Source organism: Veillonella sp. VA137 (assembly GCF_003992015.1).
Classification (GTDB): domain Bacteria; phylum Bacillota; class Negativicutes; order Veillonellales; family Veillonellaceae; genus F0422.
On sequence record NZ_RQVK01000005.1, the window covers coordinates 26,237 to 38,731 of the forward strand.

26 protein-coding genes are annotated in these 12,495 nt (G+C 37.5%); 22 read left to right on the top strand and 4 right to left on the bottom strand.

From position 1 onward, the window contains the following. Positions 1–5 precede the first annotated feature (5 nt). Together EO116_RS03340 and EO116_RS03345 are read right to left on the bottom strand one after the other, a co-directional pair. A complete protein-coding gene (locus EO116_RS03340) occupies positions 6–1,106 on the bottom strand; it encodes a tyrosine-type recombinase/integrase (RefSeq protein ID WP_127160622.1) in 1,101 nt (366 codons plus the stop codon). 451 nt (positions 1,107–1,557) lie between these two features. Then, the gene (locus EO116_RS03345; protein WP_164726052.1) at positions 1,558–1,905 is read right to left on the bottom strand and encodes a helix-turn-helix domain-containing protein; all 348 of its coding nucleotides are present in this window, start codon (positions 1,903–1,905) and stop codon (positions 1,558–1,560) included. 127 nt (positions 1,906–2,032) lie between these two features. Here EO116_RS03345 and EO116_RS03350 point away from each other — a divergent pair, with 127 nt between their 5' ends. Continuing rightward, positions 2,033–2,233: a helix-turn-helix transcriptional regulator gene (locus EO116_RS03350; protein ID WP_206168318.1), complete on the top strand. Its 201-nt coding sequence runs from the start codon at positions 2,033–2,035 to the stop codon at positions 2,231–2,233. A gap of 204 nt (positions 2,234–2,437) precedes the next feature. Here EO116_RS03350 and EO116_RS03355 read toward each other — a convergent pair whose 3' ends face one another. Continuing rightward, positions 2,438–2,824, bottom strand: a complete 387-nt coding sequence (locus EO116_RS03355) for a hypothetical protein (protein ID WP_127160624.1) — start codon at positions 2,822–2,824, stop codon at positions 2,438–2,440. Between the two features lie 55 nt (positions 2,825–2,879). Between EO116_RS03355 and EO116_RS03360 the strand changes: the two genes are divergently transcribed. The 10 genes from EO116_RS03360 to EO116_RS08440 all read left to right on the top strand — a co-directional run bounded on the left by EO116_RS03360 (position 2,880) and on the right by EO116_RS08440 (position 5,901). Next, positions 2,880–3,260 carry a helix-turn-helix domain-containing protein gene (locus EO116_RS03360; protein ID WP_127160625.1) on the top strand — a complete coding sequence of 127 codons (381 nt, stop codon included), beginning with the start codon at positions 2,880–2,882 and terminating at the stop codon, positions 3,258–3,260. Positions 3,261–3,363: 103 nt separating this feature from the next. Continuing rightward, positions 3,364–3,585, top strand: a complete 222-nt coding sequence (locus EO116_RS03365; protein WP_127160626.1) for a hypothetical protein — start codon at positions 3,364–3,366, stop codon at positions 3,583–3,585. Positions 3,586–3,792: 207 nt separating this feature from the next. Beyond that, entirely contained in the window at positions 3,793–4,086 is a 294-nt protein-coding gene (locus tag EO116_RS03370) for a hypothetical protein (protein ID WP_127160627.1), read from the top strand. Next, the gene (locus tag EO116_RS03375; RefSeq protein ID WP_127160628.1) at positions 4,079–4,507 is read left to right on the top strand and encodes a hypothetical protein; all 429 of its coding nucleotides are present in this window, start codon (positions 4,079–4,081) and stop codon (positions 4,505–4,507) included. The genes EO116_RS03370 and EO116_RS03375 overlap by 8 nt, the downstream gene beginning before the upstream one ends. Continuing rightward, positions 4,507–4,794, top strand: coding sequence for a hypothetical protein (locus EO116_RS03380; RefSeq protein WP_127135415.1), 288 nt, complete (start codon positions 4,507–4,509; stop codon positions 4,792–4,794). The genes EO116_RS03375 and EO116_RS03380 overlap by 1 nt, the downstream gene beginning before the upstream one ends. Then, on the top strand, positions 4,779–4,916 hold the full coding sequence (locus EO116_RS08430; protein ID WP_164726053.1) for a hypothetical protein: 138 nt from the start codon (positions 4,779–4,781) through the stop codon (positions 4,914–4,916). The genes EO116_RS03380 and EO116_RS08430 overlap by 16 nt, the downstream gene beginning before the upstream one ends. A gap of 9 nt (positions 4,917–4,925) precedes the next feature. Then, positions 4,926–5,147: a hypothetical protein gene (locus EO116_RS08435; protein WP_164725662.1), complete on the top strand. Its 222-nt coding sequence runs from the start codon at positions 4,926–4,928 to the stop codon at positions 5,145–5,147. Continuing rightward, complete coding sequence (locus EO116_RS03385; protein ID WP_164726054.1) at positions 5,098–5,418, top strand: LysM peptidoglycan-binding domain-containing protein; 321 nt, start codon at positions 5,098–5,100, stop codon at positions 5,416–5,418. The genes EO116_RS08435 and EO116_RS03385 overlap by 50 nt, the downstream gene beginning before the upstream one ends. Before the next feature lie 4 nt (positions 5,419–5,422). Continuing rightward, a complete protein-coding gene (locus tag EO116_RS03390; RefSeq protein WP_126940488.1) occupies positions 5,423–5,689 on the top strand; it encodes a helix-turn-helix transcriptional regulator in 267 nt (88 codons plus the stop codon). A 38-nt stretch (positions 5,690–5,727) separates the two neighbouring features. Next, complete coding sequence (locus EO116_RS08440; protein WP_164726055.1) at positions 5,728–5,901, top strand: hypothetical protein; 174 nt, start codon at positions 5,728–5,730, stop codon at positions 5,899–5,901. Positions 5,902–6,073: 172 nt separating this feature from the next. Here EO116_RS08440 and EO116_RS03395 read toward each other — a convergent pair whose 3' ends face one another. Further along, a complete protein-coding gene (locus EO116_RS03395) occupies positions 6,074–6,943 on the bottom strand; it encodes a hypothetical protein (RefSeq protein ID WP_127160630.1) in 870 nt (289 codons plus the stop codon). Positions 6,944–7,028: 85 nt separating this feature from the next. Between EO116_RS03395 and EO116_RS08445 the strand changes: the two genes are divergently transcribed. The 11 genes from EO116_RS08445 to EO116_RS03445 are packed head-to-tail and all read left to right on the top strand — an operon-like array spanning position 7,029 to position 12,494. Next, entirely contained in the window at positions 7,029–7,187 is a 159-nt protein-coding gene (locus tag EO116_RS08445) for a hypothetical protein (RefSeq protein WP_164726056.1), read from the top strand. A gap of 3 nt (positions 7,188–7,190) precedes the next feature. Next, on the top strand, positions 7,191–8,123 hold the full coding sequence (locus EO116_RS03400; protein ID WP_127160631.1) for a YqaJ viral recombinase family protein: 933 nt from the start codon (positions 7,191–7,193) through the stop codon (positions 8,121–8,123). Positions 8,124–8,137: 14 nt separating this feature from the next. Beyond that, positions 8,138–9,025: a recombinase RecT gene (locus EO116_RS03405; RefSeq protein ID WP_127160632.1), complete on the top strand. Its 888-nt coding sequence runs from the start codon at positions 8,138–8,140 to the stop codon at positions 9,023–9,025. Positions 9,026–9,044: 19 nt separating this feature from the next. Further along, entirely contained in the window at positions 9,045–9,857 is an 813-nt protein-coding gene (locus EO116_RS03410; protein WP_127160633.1) for a Lin1244/Lin1753 domain-containing protein, read from the top strand. After that, a complete protein-coding gene (locus EO116_RS03415) occupies positions 9,844–10,557 on the top strand; it encodes an ATP-binding protein (protein WP_164726057.1) in 714 nt (237 codons plus the stop codon). Before EO116_RS03410 ends, EO116_RS03415 begins: the two co-directional genes overlap by 14 nt. Further along, positions 10,554–10,811 (top strand): hypothetical protein, encoded by a 258-nt coding sequence (locus EO116_RS03420; protein ID WP_127160635.1) that lies wholly within the window; start codon positions 10,554–10,556, stop codon positions 10,809–10,811. Before EO116_RS03415 ends, EO116_RS03420 begins: the two co-directional genes overlap by 4 nt. Positions 10,812–10,825: 14 nt before the next feature. Continuing rightward, complete coding sequence (locus tag EO116_RS03425) at positions 10,826–11,062, top strand: DUF3310 domain-containing protein (RefSeq protein ID WP_127160636.1); 237 nt, start codon at positions 10,826–10,828, stop codon at positions 11,060–11,062. Beyond that, a complete protein-coding gene (locus EO116_RS03430) occupies positions 11,059–11,430 on the top strand; it encodes a hypothetical protein (RefSeq protein ID WP_127160637.1) in 372 nt (123 codons plus the stop codon). The genes EO116_RS03425 and EO116_RS03430 overlap by 4 nt, the downstream gene beginning before the upstream one ends. A gap of 4 nt (positions 11,431–11,434) precedes the next feature. Then, on the top strand, positions 11,435–11,845 hold the full coding sequence (locus EO116_RS03435; RefSeq protein ID WP_127160638.1) for a hypothetical protein: 411 nt from the start codon (positions 11,435–11,437) through the stop codon (positions 11,843–11,845). A 21-nt stretch (positions 11,846–11,866) separates the two neighbouring features. Next, positions 11,867–12,271, top strand: a complete 405-nt coding sequence (locus EO116_RS03440; protein ID WP_127160639.1) for a helix-turn-helix domain-containing protein — start codon at positions 11,867–11,869, stop codon at positions 12,269–12,271. Positions 12,272–12,281: 10 nt separating this feature from the next. Then, positions 12,282–12,494: a hypothetical protein gene (locus tag EO116_RS03445; protein ID WP_127160640.1), complete on the top strand. Its 213-nt coding sequence runs from the start codon at positions 12,282–12,284 to the stop codon at positions 12,492–12,494. The last annotated feature ends 1 nt before the right edge of the window (position 12,495 follow it).

Genomic DNA, 12,495 nt, shown 5'->3' on the forward strand with positions numbered 1-12,495 from the left:
TAATTTTATGCATTTTCTAGGCGGTTGCTCAACCGTTGCTCAACCTTTTGGAGACTATCACCAAACGGAAGTTTATTCACGGCATCGATATACTGATCAATTGTTTTATGAGTATAAACTCCCTGAGTGATATTATTCTGTGTAGAATGCCCTACGATGTTTTTGATGATAATTTCGGGGATACTGTAATCGCTGCATAACGTTATAAACGTATGGCGAGTGTCATGTGGCTTGCGCCTATCCATCCCCAATCGTTCACATATTTCGGTCAATTTTCTTCTATATCCATCTTGCCCAATAATGCCATCCATTAAGCATATTGAGCGTTTAAATTTAGCTGTGGCGTATAACTCCTGGATGAATGGAGCGATGCATTCAGCAATAGGGATGATGCGGTCACGCCCTGCATCGGTCTTTGAACCGCCTACCATGTACCGTTCCTTCAAGTGAATGTCATCCACCTTCATATGTAAGAGTTCGTTTAATCGAACTCCAGTGTAAATATAGATAAGAATGATACGGACAATTTGCTCATCCTGGTGTAACCATAATTGGTGAATATCTTCCTCACGAAATGGAGTTGCCTTCTTAATAGATGTAGCATTCTTGCTGATAATAATATCTTTCATATAATTTTTAACGAGCACTTCATTTTTAATGGCTATATTGCAAGTTTTAATCAATGTCGATTTTATAACCTCTTGATATGATTTACTATATATAAAATTATCAAAATATGGTTGTACATGAGCTGTTCTTAGCGCCGTGATATCCATTGGTAGAATGGGTTTCATCATCTTTTTAACAGCATTAATTACCTCTATCCGACCTACTGAAAGCCCCATGCGCTCGGCTTCTTCAAAATACCATTGAAAGCACTGCTCAACGGTAATCACTTGTTTTTTCTCTAGTGCACTAGGGTCATTGGAGAATAGAGCCAATGCCTCGTAGGCTTCCTTTTGGCTGGCATATGTGCCTAGAGTTTTACGAATTGGCTTACCTTCATCCGTCCATCCAGTCGTGATGACGGCACGGAATGGCTTGCGTAATTTCTTATGTTTCATCTTGTAAACGGATCCCGATCCGTTAGAGCGTTTCAACGCCATAAAAATAACCACCTTTTATGTGTAGCAAATACACCTAAAAAGTGGTACAATATATGTATTGAATATATGTGGATGTACCACCCTTTAGGTATGTTCAGAATTTACCTCTCCAGTTGGCGCTGGGGAGGTATTTTTTTATGCAATTTTAAAACTTGAGCTATTTCCATCTTGGAAAGAAATCAATCGATGAATTGATAGTAAAAGTTCACTTCTTCATGGTTGAAGTCAGCTTCATTTCCATGCAATAGGGATTCTATTAGCCCTGCATGCATGTCTTGCGTAAAATGTCCTTCCATGATGTGGCACACCTCGTGGGCGATGCTCTCTCTTAATACATCAATAGGCTTGTTCTTATTAACTAATATGGTGTAACAATCTGTATCCTCGCTCGTACATAGTGTAGCGGATATCTTCCTTGGTAATTTCGTATACAGTATAGTGATATTAATCTCTATTTACCCCCTCGTAAACGATTTACTAAATCTATCACATAATCCAAATCTTCATCGCTTAAATCCTTCGCAGCATCTAACAGAATACCCTCTTGTGTTCTAGCATATTCTGCTTTGGCATTGACTGCTGGGTCGATGTAATAAGCATTACTTGGCGCTCCATATAATCTATTCATATCAACATTGAAAAAATCTGCTATAGCCTCTAACATTTCATAGCTAGGTTTTCTTTGATTGGATTCATACATACTAATCATGCTTTTAGATATATTTAAATAGTCTGAAAGTTCTTGTTGTGTAACCTTACGTTCGGTACGCAATTCTTTTAATATTTTACCGAATGACATATTCATCACTCCTTTCATAAATAATATATCACATTTTGTGAACAAAGTTCAAGAAAAAAGTTCACAAAAAGTGATTGACAAAGAATTGTTTTGGGTGTAAACTTTAAGTGAACTCAAAGGAGGTGTAATGATGAACAATAAAATCGGTAAAAAAATTATGAAGTTAAGATTAAAAATGAATTTATCTCAAAGACAATTAGCTGAAAGAGTTGGAGTATCAGTATCTGCAATCGCTATGTATGAAGCAAATGAACGAGTGCCAAGAGATGAAGTAAAAGTTCGCTTAGCGCATTTTTTTGATACGTCAGTTCAAAGCTTATTTTTTTAGCCACATAGTTCACTAAAAGTAAACTGTATGGTTAAAGTATAGCAACCACGGAAGTGAGGTGATGAGGTGTATTTGAATGACAAGGACTTTAGGCGGTCATTGATACAAGATATTACAGATAAAATCGACAATATTTTGCTAGGTATATCGTTTGGAGCAAGCATCATTTGCTTATTTATCAGTTTGATAATGTTAGCAATGCTATTACCGAAATAAAGCATAGGCAGAAAAGCACAAAGCTACTAGAGAAATAACAATAGGAGCAGTCCTAAAAAATCTATCTTCAATACGAATTTTACGGCGTTCAGAGTAATCAAAGTCATAATCTTCAATGGCTTTTAACCCTGAATCAGTAATAAATAAAAATTTGCTGACAGAAGTGGACGTGATACCAGTTAATTCATCTAATATGGGTTCGCTTTTGTAATTTACGAATGAAGCAGCGCGAAGCAACTGCATTCGATATGGAATGGTTTTAAAGGTTTTAAACTCTTGTAAAATTTCGTCAACAGTTACATCGCGATCCCGATAAAAGGCTAAGTATTTAAGAAGATTAATATCAATAGGTGTAAGTTCTTTATAAGATTGCATATAATCACTCCCTTTCAAGGTGATTATAGCACAAATAGTGAGGAGGTGAAGAAGGATGACAAAAAAAGAGTTTGGGCGCCATTTAGCAACTTTGATAGATGCGTATGGATTCTCTCAAAAAGATCTCTCAAGGTTAACAGGAATTAGAGAGTCAACTATATCTGATTGGATTAATGGGAAGTATTACCCAAAGCAAGATAAACGATTGCTTATTGCAAAGGCTTTAAAAATTTCGCCTACTCGTTTGTTTGCCATTGATGGAGATGAACCGCCAACAGAAGGGGACTCTTTGAAAGACCAATATAGAGAACTACAAGAACTAGCTACATCTATCGTGGATAGAATGGATGAGGATGGAGTAGGGCTTTCAAAAGGTGATGTGAATACGTTGCTAGAGTTATTAAGGCTAGAAATTATGTATCGGTACAGAATGTAAGGAGGTGATGACGTTGAGGATTTCTTAGCAGGATTTTTTGCAGGCGTTGGCATTACATTATTAACGGTAGTGATTACTATCAAATTTGGATGAGGAGCAAAACATGTTACCAGGATTAACCCCGCAACAAAGACAGTATTTATATGAATTACATAATAAGTCAGCGATGGAGGCGGAGAAGAATTTAGACTTATGGCTAGAAGGCTACGATGATGAGAGCGAGGCTTATTATGTATACGAGCAAGAGCTTGAAAGAGCGTGGGTATACGCTGAACTAGGCGGGTTCCCAATAAATGATTTTGTAAAGGATAAATTAGGATGCTGATAAAACTAACTAATGAGCAAAACCAAGAATTGCAGGCCAGATATAAGAAAGCCGTGGACAATGCGCTTAAATATAGGCAGTTGGCAAAGATGGACTCTGATCCACATTCACATTATTACGATTGGTTTTGGGATGCATGGGGCCAAGCAACTGCGTATTATTTATTGGGACAGTTTGAGTTAGACCCAAGGCTTAAGGAGTAAATTTATGGATTGCAATGAATTTTATAAATCGCTCACAGAAGAGCAAAGAGAATACTTAAAAAAAAGGCTGGATGCGTTGGTTGAGGTAGCCCATAATTTTTTTGATGAGTGGGAAGTATATGATGAAGTACGCGACTTAATCGATTTTATTAGGTTAGTAAATGAGGCCAAGCGGATTAGTATCATCACAGGTGTTATAAGTGATTCTTTTATTGACTTATTAAAATCAGATAGAGGTCGGTTTATTAAGAACAGAGACAGAGTTATTTCTTTAATGGAGGAACGCATTAATGGATAGAGGAGAATTTACTGCAAGCATTAGTAAAGAGCAAGAAGAATTTATCTTTCATAGGCGAGATGGATTCTTAAAATTAGCAAAAACTTGTATTAATGAGTACAAGGATAATCCGAGTGAAGAAATTTTTCGACGAATAGAAGATAACTTATTATCTGCCAATACACTTCACTTCTTGTTAAATCAACGCCCAATATGGGAGTATAACAAAACGTATGAAGAGTATCACAATATTGCTGATAGCCATCAAAAAAACATGGCACTAGTGCACCGTAACAAGAAATTAGAGAAAACTCTAATGATTAAAGTGTTAGCTAAAGCAGGGGAATTATTGGAGCTAACTTATGCGGCATTAACACTTGGATTTGGTGCAGGGGTAGGATTATTCGTGTTAAATCAATTATGTAAAATACTGGGGGTCTAATGCCAAGAAGAAATAAGAATGCAAGAGTGCGGAAACAAAAGCCGTACCACATCATGGCCAAGCACAAACAGAAATTAGAAGTTGAAAAGAAAGTCGAGCAACAGCTCGCATTCATCCAACGCAAAACAGATGAATATGATCGTAAGAGTAAGGAACGATTGAGACAGGCTGAGGAAATGATTCGAGCGACACATGAGAAAAGCAAGCTAACTACACAAATCTTGCTTGCAAGCTGTGTGGTAGGGTTGATAGTAATGAGTTTATTTATTTTATGGTTAGGGAGGTAACTATGGCTAAGGAATTGGCAAAATTAATCGGAGGTTTACTAACAACATTTTTAGTGTGGTTGGCAGTGGTGGCATTCATTGTTTATGTATTGGCGCAAGTTGTTAAGTCGGTTTTCTTTTAAGGAGGCAACATGAAGGTAACACCTACACATATTGCTGACATCATGGGCGTATCACCCCAATTTGTTCGGTGCGGACTGCGTGCCAACAAATGGGAATGGGGCGATGCAGTTCAGATGCATGGCAAAGCGTACACATACTACGTGTACTGGCACAAATTCAAAGAATGGTGGGGACAAAGTGATGCAAAAACAAAAAAAATCGAGCAAATGCTCGAAACGGAAGAATTTTAAAATCTATTGGGATAGGGTGGCAATGGTTGCGATGGTTCCTATTCTGGCGGTTGGATTATACAGCGCTACATTCCCTAGTAATGTGGTTGAATTTGAAGAACGTGAGATAATCGTTCAAAACGGCGATACTTTATGGACAATCGCAAAAGATGCGGTGGGCGAAACCGAAGATGTGCGCCAAACGATTAGGGAGATTATGACTACCAACAAATTGCAAGATGGAACAATTCATCCTGGAATGACGCTCAGAGTTAGAGCAATCAAGGAGTAAGCATATGGATTTAAAAGCATACTGTAAAGGCCTAGGAATCAAGCAAAGTAGAATTGTTAGATTGGTTGGCATCCCAAAAGATAGGCTATGTCGATTGGTTAATGGTAAACCAGTTAACCTAACGATTCTAGAGTTGATGAAGTTTTGTAAATTCTTAGGATTAAAACCATCAGAGGTAACAAGCGGTTACGCCGTATTTATGGATAGCCAAAAGTTCTACTTAAAAGAAAAAGCCCCTCAAGGATGCGCTAACATCGAGGGACTTAATTAAAATAATGTAACTATAGTATATCACAGGTGGGAGGAACCATGGAAGATAATAGCAAAAAATTGTATCTAATAATTGATATGTTACAGGGCATTCCGAAACATCGATGGGATGCATTAGTAATAGAGGTGAATAGAGAGTATGAAAGAAACGCCAGTAAGGTGATGCTTACTGACGTTTCAGGGTTAAAAAAACTACTCGCTAGCAATTTGTAACATAGATAATGTCACTCATGAAGCATGGTTAGAGGCGAGGTGAATATAGATATGCCAGAAAAAGATGCAAATATTATTGGTGGTATTCAAACTGAAACATTACATATTCATGTAACATACAATACCTTCGCAGGATTATTGTATATGGATCTAAAAAAAGGAATCAAAAAAATTATATCGATTCTACGTTGGAAATCGTAACACGTTTAATCTTAGGTGTAAAAGAAGCATAGGTAATAGTTCTTTGCATAGTGGCCATTATTGGGTATCCCTTTATAGAATCTATCACTAAATCGATATTTGCTGTAGGTTGTAAATCGAAGGGGATCTCTATATTGTTAGTATCCTCTTGATACCAAAGTTTACCACTCATGCTTTCCCTATTGAAACTGAATATAGTGACACTTTTTACAATAGGAGCAGGGTCAATAATTGTTTTTTCCTTGAATACACTGTAGTCACTGTTGGTAGGAAACGCAATTATAGGAGATGAGATATCATTATTTTGGGCTTCAAACATAGTAAATTGACCATTTTTTTGAGCTTGTTCTAATTTTCTATACGTTGGTATGGATGAACTTGCAATGGTATATGCTTCTAGTGGATAAGTTGTTGTGATGTCTCCACAATTGTAGATGACGGTATTATTGTTACCGTTTACATTTATTGATGGTTGTTTATCATTTCCGATATCAGTGAAAAAACGTTGAGCTAGATCGAAAGCATAGGCTGTATAATCCCATAATGTTTTAGGATTACTAAATCCTAATAGTGGTAATGCTAGTGCTACGCCTTCCGTTAGCAATAATAAATCAGCACCTAAAGAGCCTACGTGAAATTCTTTTACTAGTAGCTTATAACTTTTTTTATCATTTTTAGAAATATTCTGTTTGGCGTTTATTACGCAATATGTTTTATCAATAAGTTGTTGAAAATACAGTAGAAATGAAGCGGTACTTCTTAAATCAATAGGATATTCTCCGTTGTATCCGCCAGAAAGGTGGAAAGATATCTTTTGTGGTGTTAATAGATTGTTACTCATACATTGTCCTCCTGTATTTAGTATACCAAATTAGAAAGAGAAAGCTATGAAATTTAATAAAACCTATAGAATGAGGGGGTACGCCATGGTACCCATTGACATTACAATTCCCCTGGATGAGGGGCAAGACCCAGATGATGTGGCAGATAATTTTGATGATAGCGATTATGCGGAGTTCATTTTAGGGAGTGCCATTCCCTATATTATAAAAGCTGAAATTGATGAAATTGAGGAGGTTCACTAAAACATGTACAAAAAAATCTTTAACGGCAAGAATGCCACTCATGATGAGTGGTTAGAGGCTCGTAAACAAGGCATTGGCGGTAGCGATATGGCAGCAATCCTAGGATTTAATAAATACCGTGATGCGGTGAGTGTATGGCTCGATAAGCGAGGAGAGTTGACACCAGTCGAGGAAAACGAGCCCATGTATTGGGGGAATGTACTGGAGGAAGTAGTCGCCCAGGAGTTCGCCAAACGTACAGGGTGGAAAGTTAGAAACAATAACTATACATTACAGTCAATCGAGCATCCATACTTATTGGCCAACATTGATCGTGAGATCGTAGGCGTGGATGCGGGATTAGAATGTAAGACCGCCAATGCATTCAAGCGAGATGAATGGGAGGGGGATGAAGTCCCTACATCCTATTACATCCAGTGCCAACATTACATGGCAGTCACTGGTAAATCATCTTGGTGGATTGCTTGCTTATTAGGTGGTAATACCTTCATTTATAAGGAAATACCAAGAAATGAAGACGTAATAGAGGCTATCATCCGAGAGGGCAAAGTTTTTTGGGATATGGTGCAAAATGGAACAGTGCCAGCTGTAACTGGTAGTGAATCGAGTTCCGAAGCACTCAAGATGATGTATAACAAGTCAAATGAACAGACAATAGAACTTGATGATGTTGCGGTTAATTACATTAACCAATATAACAATGCCAAGGCAAAGATTAAAGAAGCCACAGACGCTAAGGATGAAGCTGAAAATATCCTGAAATCCTTGCTTGGAGAAAATGAGGTAGGAACTGTTGGCGGGTTCAAGGTTACTTGGAAAATGCGAAAAGGTGCAAGCCGTTTCAATACAAAACAATTCCAAGCGGATCATCCAGAATTACATAAGCAATACATGGTAAAAGGCGAAGATACTCGTTCAACATTTAGCATTAAATAAGGAGGAATTACAATATGGCAAGCGTATCACAGGGGTTAAGCATCAAGAAAGGAGCCGTACAGACGGCAGAATCACAAAAGGCGGTAACTATCCAAAGTTTAGTATCTCAAGAAAGTGTGAAAGCACGATTTGAGGAATTACTGGGAAAGAAAGCGCCAGGGTTTATCTCAAGTCTATTATCGGTAGTTAATAACAATAAATTGCTCGCAAAAGCGAACCCGAAGACAGTCATTGCAGCTGGTGCGATGGCGGCGTCGCTAGACCTACCAATTAATCAGAATTTAGGCTTTGCTTATATCATTCCTTACGGAAATGAAGCGCAGTTTCAAATGGGCTATAAAGGATACATTCAGTTGGCTATGCGGACTGGTCAATACCAGACCATCAACGCAGCTGAGGTATATGAAGGAGAAATCATCAAACAAAACCGCTTTACAGGCGAGTATGAGTTTGGTGAGAAAACCTCCGATAAAATCGTAGGTTACATTGCCTACTTCAAGCTAGTAAACGGATTCGAGAAATACCTTTACATGAGCATTGAGGAAATGCAAGCTCATGCCAAGAAGTTCAGTAAGAACTATAAAGGTGGTACTGACAAATGGGGCATCACAGACTTCCATAGCATGGCCATCAAAACTGTGCTCAAACGATTGATTAGCAAATACGGCATTTTATCTATCGAAATGCAAGGACAACCGATAGTAGATGCGATCACCAATGATGGCGGCAAGATGACCATTAAAGATGATGGAACACTTGAAGCAGAATTTGATGGGGATACCATCGATGCAGATGGTATGGTAATCCACCAGGATGAGCCACATACTGTAATCACAATGGATGATGGTGTTACTGTAAATACTGAAACAGGGGAATATATGGATCCCTTATTTAATAAATAAGTAACAAGAAAGATTTTACATGAAAAAAGGCATCCAGTACTTTTCCATGGATGTGGACTTTTTCACAGATTCAAAAATCCAGTTTGTAGATGCGAGGTTTGGAGCTAAAGGTATCGTAATAACGATTAGGCTCCTAACTCTCATCTATCGACAGGGATATTACATCACCTGGAATGATGATGAAGCATTTTTACTTGCGAAAAGCGTCGGTGATAATGTAACCGCTTCTTTAGTGAGTGACGTAGTGCAGGAATTGGTTAAGCGAGGATTCTTCAATGAGGAATTGTTTAACTCGTTCAAAATTCTGACATCTAGGGGCATACAGGAACGATATTTAGAAGCATGTAAGCGAAGAAAAACGGTTGAAATGGATGAACGATATTTACTCTATGAAAGACCTGAAAAAATTCCGAATTTGCATGTGTTACCTTTGTGTACTCAAAATGACGGTAAATGCATACGTGATGTTAACATTTCAGACAAAAATGTATACATTTCTGATGAAAATGTGCACGTAAATGGACAAAGTAAAGAAAGTAAAGTAAAGAAAGTAAATAAAGAAAGGAAAGAAAGTAAGACCGTGCTCTTTTATCTAAATCATTTTGGTGATGTAAATCCATTCATTGGAGCACAGTTAGAAGAGTTGATTGACTTTCATGGAGATGATGAAGTAGAAGGCGCATTGAAGATAGCGGTTGAACGTGGTGTGCGTAAGCTTAATTATGTGAAAGGAATATTAAATAGTAAGGAGCGTGATGCAAATAATGGAGGATACAATAATGGAGCCCGTCGGGAAGTCGATTGGGATATGGAGCCAGATGAGTTGCGATGAACGACGGGAATATATTGCAAGCTTACTTGGAGAACCAAAACATACAGGTAAAACATATTCATTTGATAAACCAGTATATGATGAACCAATTTACTTGGATCCAAGACCTATATTAGGGCGATATGGAGTACAAAAACGGCAACAACATATTAGCTTTGAATGGATTATTGATAAAGGTAATTTTAATGACTGCGATAGAGAAAGTTATCGAAAGGCATATCAATATGGGCAAAATATAACTGGAGCTATCAGCAATGGCAGAGGGCTTATTTTAAAAGGTACAGTAGGAACTGGGAAGACTACACTTGCTATTGCGATTATGCGTAAGGCGGTAGAACAAGGCATACGTTGTCTATTTGTGAACAATATTAGCCTTAATGATAAGCTGCTGAATTTACTGAATAGTGACCGTAAAGAGCTTACCAATTATGACAAGCTGCTTAGAACAGTGCCACTACTAGTCATTGATGACTTTGGAGCGGAATCAGATAGAAATAATCGCTCCTGGGTAGTTGAAAAAATGGAAAGTATCATAGGAGATAGATACGATCGCATGCTACCAATCATCATTACGACCAATTTAGGAAATGATGAGTTAAAGGAAAGATATAACTTGCGAATATTTGACAGACTTAGAGATACTTGCGATGTTCTTAATTTTAAAGGTCAAAGTTTGCGAGGAAATAAGGAGGAAATATGACTTACGAAGAGTTTGCCAAATCTTTAAACGAAGAGCAAAGAGAATTCCTAAAATTTCAATTAAAATTCATGCTAGGTGCTATTGGATTTCAAATTTTATTAGTTGAATCATTAAAGGGGGAGGATGATTATGAATTTCTAAAAAAAGATGTGTTAGAAAACATCAAAGTTGCAAAAGTTTATTACGAATTGTTAGGCGAGAATGAGTTCAGACAAAAGTACTTGGATTGTGTTACAAAGTATACTGAACTTTAAAAATAGGGGGATTAATGAAAGAACAAACGCATGATGCAGTCAATAGTCCTAAGCATTACAAACTCCGAGGGCTTGATGTGGAATCAGTGGACGTGATTAAAGCTACACTCACACCAGAAGAGTTTAAAGGTTGGTTAAAGGGCAACGCCATGAAGTACTTATTCCGATTAGGGAAGAAGGACGATGAAGCGCAGGATGCCAAGAAAGCTATGAAGTATCTGGAGTGGCTTGTTAAGGAGTTGATGCAATGAACATTCTGCTAATGCCAATTTGGGATGAACGATTTGGAAATGGTGAGGCTTATAAAGTTATCCTTGGATCCAATGAAAAGAAAATTAAAAACACTAGCACATCATTACATTTTGATGCAGATACTGCATATGACGTAACGGTGTGGGATGAAGTTTTAACCCTGACAAAAATTGATTTTGAATACGATTCAGAAATGAAGTTAATCGATGAGGGAATTGTATCGAAAGAAGATTTAAAAGAGTCAATTTCCGTATTGCAACAATTCGGTGGTAAATTTCGTGAATTACAGAAGGCGATTAAAGAAAGGGAACGCATAGATAATTGGTTGCATTCAAAACCGATTGAAATTGAAGTGGATTGGTGGTGACGGTATGAGACGAGATAAAGAAATGCCGATTAATTATGATGGGATTAGGAAGTTACATGAACATGCTGAATTTTTGAAACATGAAATGAACAATATCATGACCCACAGCTATCGGGAAAAGATTAAAGCGCAAGCGATGGTGTTATATTATGTATGCAACACAATTGCTGCGTTCACAAAGAGTCGGTCAAAGGCTGCGTATCAATGGGATAGATTCATTGTTGACATGATGGGGTGCTACTACTTATTCTATAGTGTTTACACCAGCAGGATATTGGAGTTGCGAGACGTGTTAGAAGTTTGTGAAAACAGTGATGCAGCATGGGATAGTTTCGAGTGGATGATTGATGTTTTAAGAGACTTTGGTGAATCAGTTACACTTAGGGACCGAGATGCCTGGATTTATGGAAGATAAAGAATTAAGGAGTTGTAAAGCATGAAGAAAAAGGTAAAGAATTTGAGGATTTTTGCTGGAAGGTTAAAAGGAGCTAGAGATGAAAAAGGAATGACAGAGTTGGAATTAGCTCAAGAAGTTGCTGTATCTGTATCAAGTGTTAAAGGCTGGGAAAAGGGCATTACAAATATCAATAGCATAAATCTAGGTAAATTATCTCAGGTCTTAGGCGTTAGCGAAGAATATTTAACGGGTGAAGTTGATGAAAATCAAATTACAGAAGCTGAAAATAGTGGCTTGTTTACTCAAAATTGTAATCATGCAATTGATATAAGCACGGTAAAAGAGCTTGTAAATAAATTAGTGTGTGATCGTAATTTAAGCGAGGAAAAACATACGATAGTAAATCATGCATTAGCTATTATTGAAACAACCTTAAATGAATGAGGAATTAGTTATGACAGAGTATGAAATAGAGGAACTAAAAGCGGAGGCCTTAGATTTAATTATGACCATGGCATATTGGCCAGGTGACAATGATGAACAGTTTTGGGAGGTAAAGTATAGAGCGTTGCCATTACTTAAACAGTTGAAGCCTGTATTGAATAATGATGAGTTTGAAGAATTGTACGAAATGTACGAGCAAGCGATTATTTGGGTGGAAGCATGAA

Excerpts from the sequence above, each read along its gene's own strand:
- EO116_RS08445 (WP_164726056.1), top strand. The coding sequence starts at position 7,029 with ATGGTACCCATTGACATTACAATTCCCCTGGATGAGGGGCAAGACCCA.
- EO116_RS03355 (WP_127160624.1), bottom strand. The coding sequence starts at position 2,824 with ATGCAATCTTATAAAGAACTTACACCTATTGATATTAATCTTCTTAAA.
- EO116_RS08430 (WP_164726053.1), top strand. The coding sequence starts at position 4,779 with ATGGTTAGGGAGGTAACTATGGCTAAGGAATTGGCAAAATTAATCGGA.
- EO116_RS03390 (WP_126940488.1), top strand. The coding sequence starts at position 5,423 with ATGGATTTAAAAGCATACTGTAAAGGCCTAGGAATCAAGCAAAGTAGA.
- EO116_RS03350 (WP_206168318.1), top strand. The coding sequence starts at position 2,033 with ATGATGAACAATAAAATCGGTAAAAAAATTATGAAGTTAAGATTAAAA.
- EO116_RS03435 (WP_127160638.1), top strand. The coding sequence starts at position 11,435 with ATGAGACGAGATAAAGAAATGCCGATTAATTATGATGGGATTAGGAAG.
- EO116_RS03430 (WP_127160637.1), top strand. The coding sequence starts at position 11,059 with ATGAACATTCTGCTAATGCCAATTTGGGATGAACGATTTGGAAATGGT.
- EO116_RS03400 (WP_127160631.1), top strand. The coding sequence starts at position 7,191 with ATGTACAAAAAAATCTTTAACGGCAAGAATGCCACTCATGATGAGTGG.
- EO116_RS03360 (WP_127160625.1), top strand. The coding sequence starts at position 2,880 with ATGACAAAAAAAGAGTTTGGGCGCCATTTAGCAACTTTGATAGATGCG.
- EO116_RS03370 (WP_127160627.1), top strand. The coding sequence starts at position 3,793 with ATGGATTGCAATGAATTTTATAAATCGCTCACAGAAGAGCAAAGAGAA.
- EO116_RS03415 (WP_164726057.1), top strand. The coding sequence starts at position 9,844 with ATGAGTTGCGATGAACGACGGGAATATATTGCAAGCTTACTTGGAGAA.
- EO116_RS03375 (WP_127160628.1), top strand. The coding sequence starts at position 4,079 with ATGGATAGAGGAGAATTTACTGCAAGCATTAGTAAAGAGCAAGAAGAA.
- EO116_RS03395 (WP_127160630.1), bottom strand. The coding sequence starts at position 6,943 with ATGAGTAACAATCTATTAACACCACAAAAGATATCTTTCCACCTTTCT.
- EO116_RS03340 (WP_127160622.1), bottom strand. The coding sequence starts at position 1,106 with ATGGCGTTGAAACGCTCTAACGGATCGGGATCCGTTTACAAGATGAAA.
- EO116_RS03405 (WP_127160632.1), top strand. The coding sequence starts at position 8,138 with ATGGCAAGCGTATCACAGGGGTTAAGCATCAAGAAAGGAGCCGTACAG.
- EO116_RS03345 (WP_164726052.1), bottom strand. The coding sequence starts at position 1,905 with ATGTCATTCGGTAAAATATTAAAAGAATTGCGTACCGAACGTAAGGTT.
- EO116_RS03420 (WP_127160635.1), top strand. The coding sequence starts at position 10,554 with ATGACTTACGAAGAGTTTGCCAAATCTTTAAACGAAGAGCAAAGAGAA.
- EO116_RS03440 (WP_127160639.1), top strand. The coding sequence starts at position 11,867 with ATGAAGAAAAAGGTAAAGAATTTGAGGATTTTTGCTGGAAGGTTAAAA.
- EO116_RS03380 (WP_127135415.1), top strand. The coding sequence starts at position 4,507 with ATGCCAAGAAGAAATAAGAATGCAAGAGTGCGGAAACAAAAGCCGTAC.
- EO116_RS03425 (WP_127160636.1), top strand. The coding sequence starts at position 10,826 with ATGAAAGAACAAACGCATGATGCAGTCAATAGTCCTAAGCATTACAAA.
- EO116_RS03365 (WP_127160626.1), top strand. The coding sequence starts at position 3,364 with ATGTTACCAGGATTAACCCCGCAACAAAGACAGTATTTATATGAATTA.
- EO116_RS08440 (WP_164726055.1), top strand. The coding sequence starts at position 5,728 with ATGGAAGATAATAGCAAAAAATTGTATCTAATAATTGATATGTTACAG.
- EO116_RS03445 (WP_127160640.1), top strand. The coding sequence starts at position 12,282 with ATGACAGAGTATGAAATAGAGGAACTAAAAGCGGAGGCCTTAGATTTA.
- EO116_RS03385 (WP_164726054.1), top strand. The coding sequence starts at position 5,098 with ATGCAAAAACAAAAAAAATCGAGCAAATGCTCGAAACGGAAGAATTTT.
- EO116_RS03410 (WP_127160633.1), top strand. The coding sequence starts at position 9,045 with ATGAAAAAAGGCATCCAGTACTTTTCCATGGATGTGGACTTTTTCACA.
- EO116_RS08435 (WP_164725662.1), top strand. The coding sequence starts at position 4,926 with ATGAAGGTAACACCTACACATATTGCTGACATCATGGGCGTATCACCC.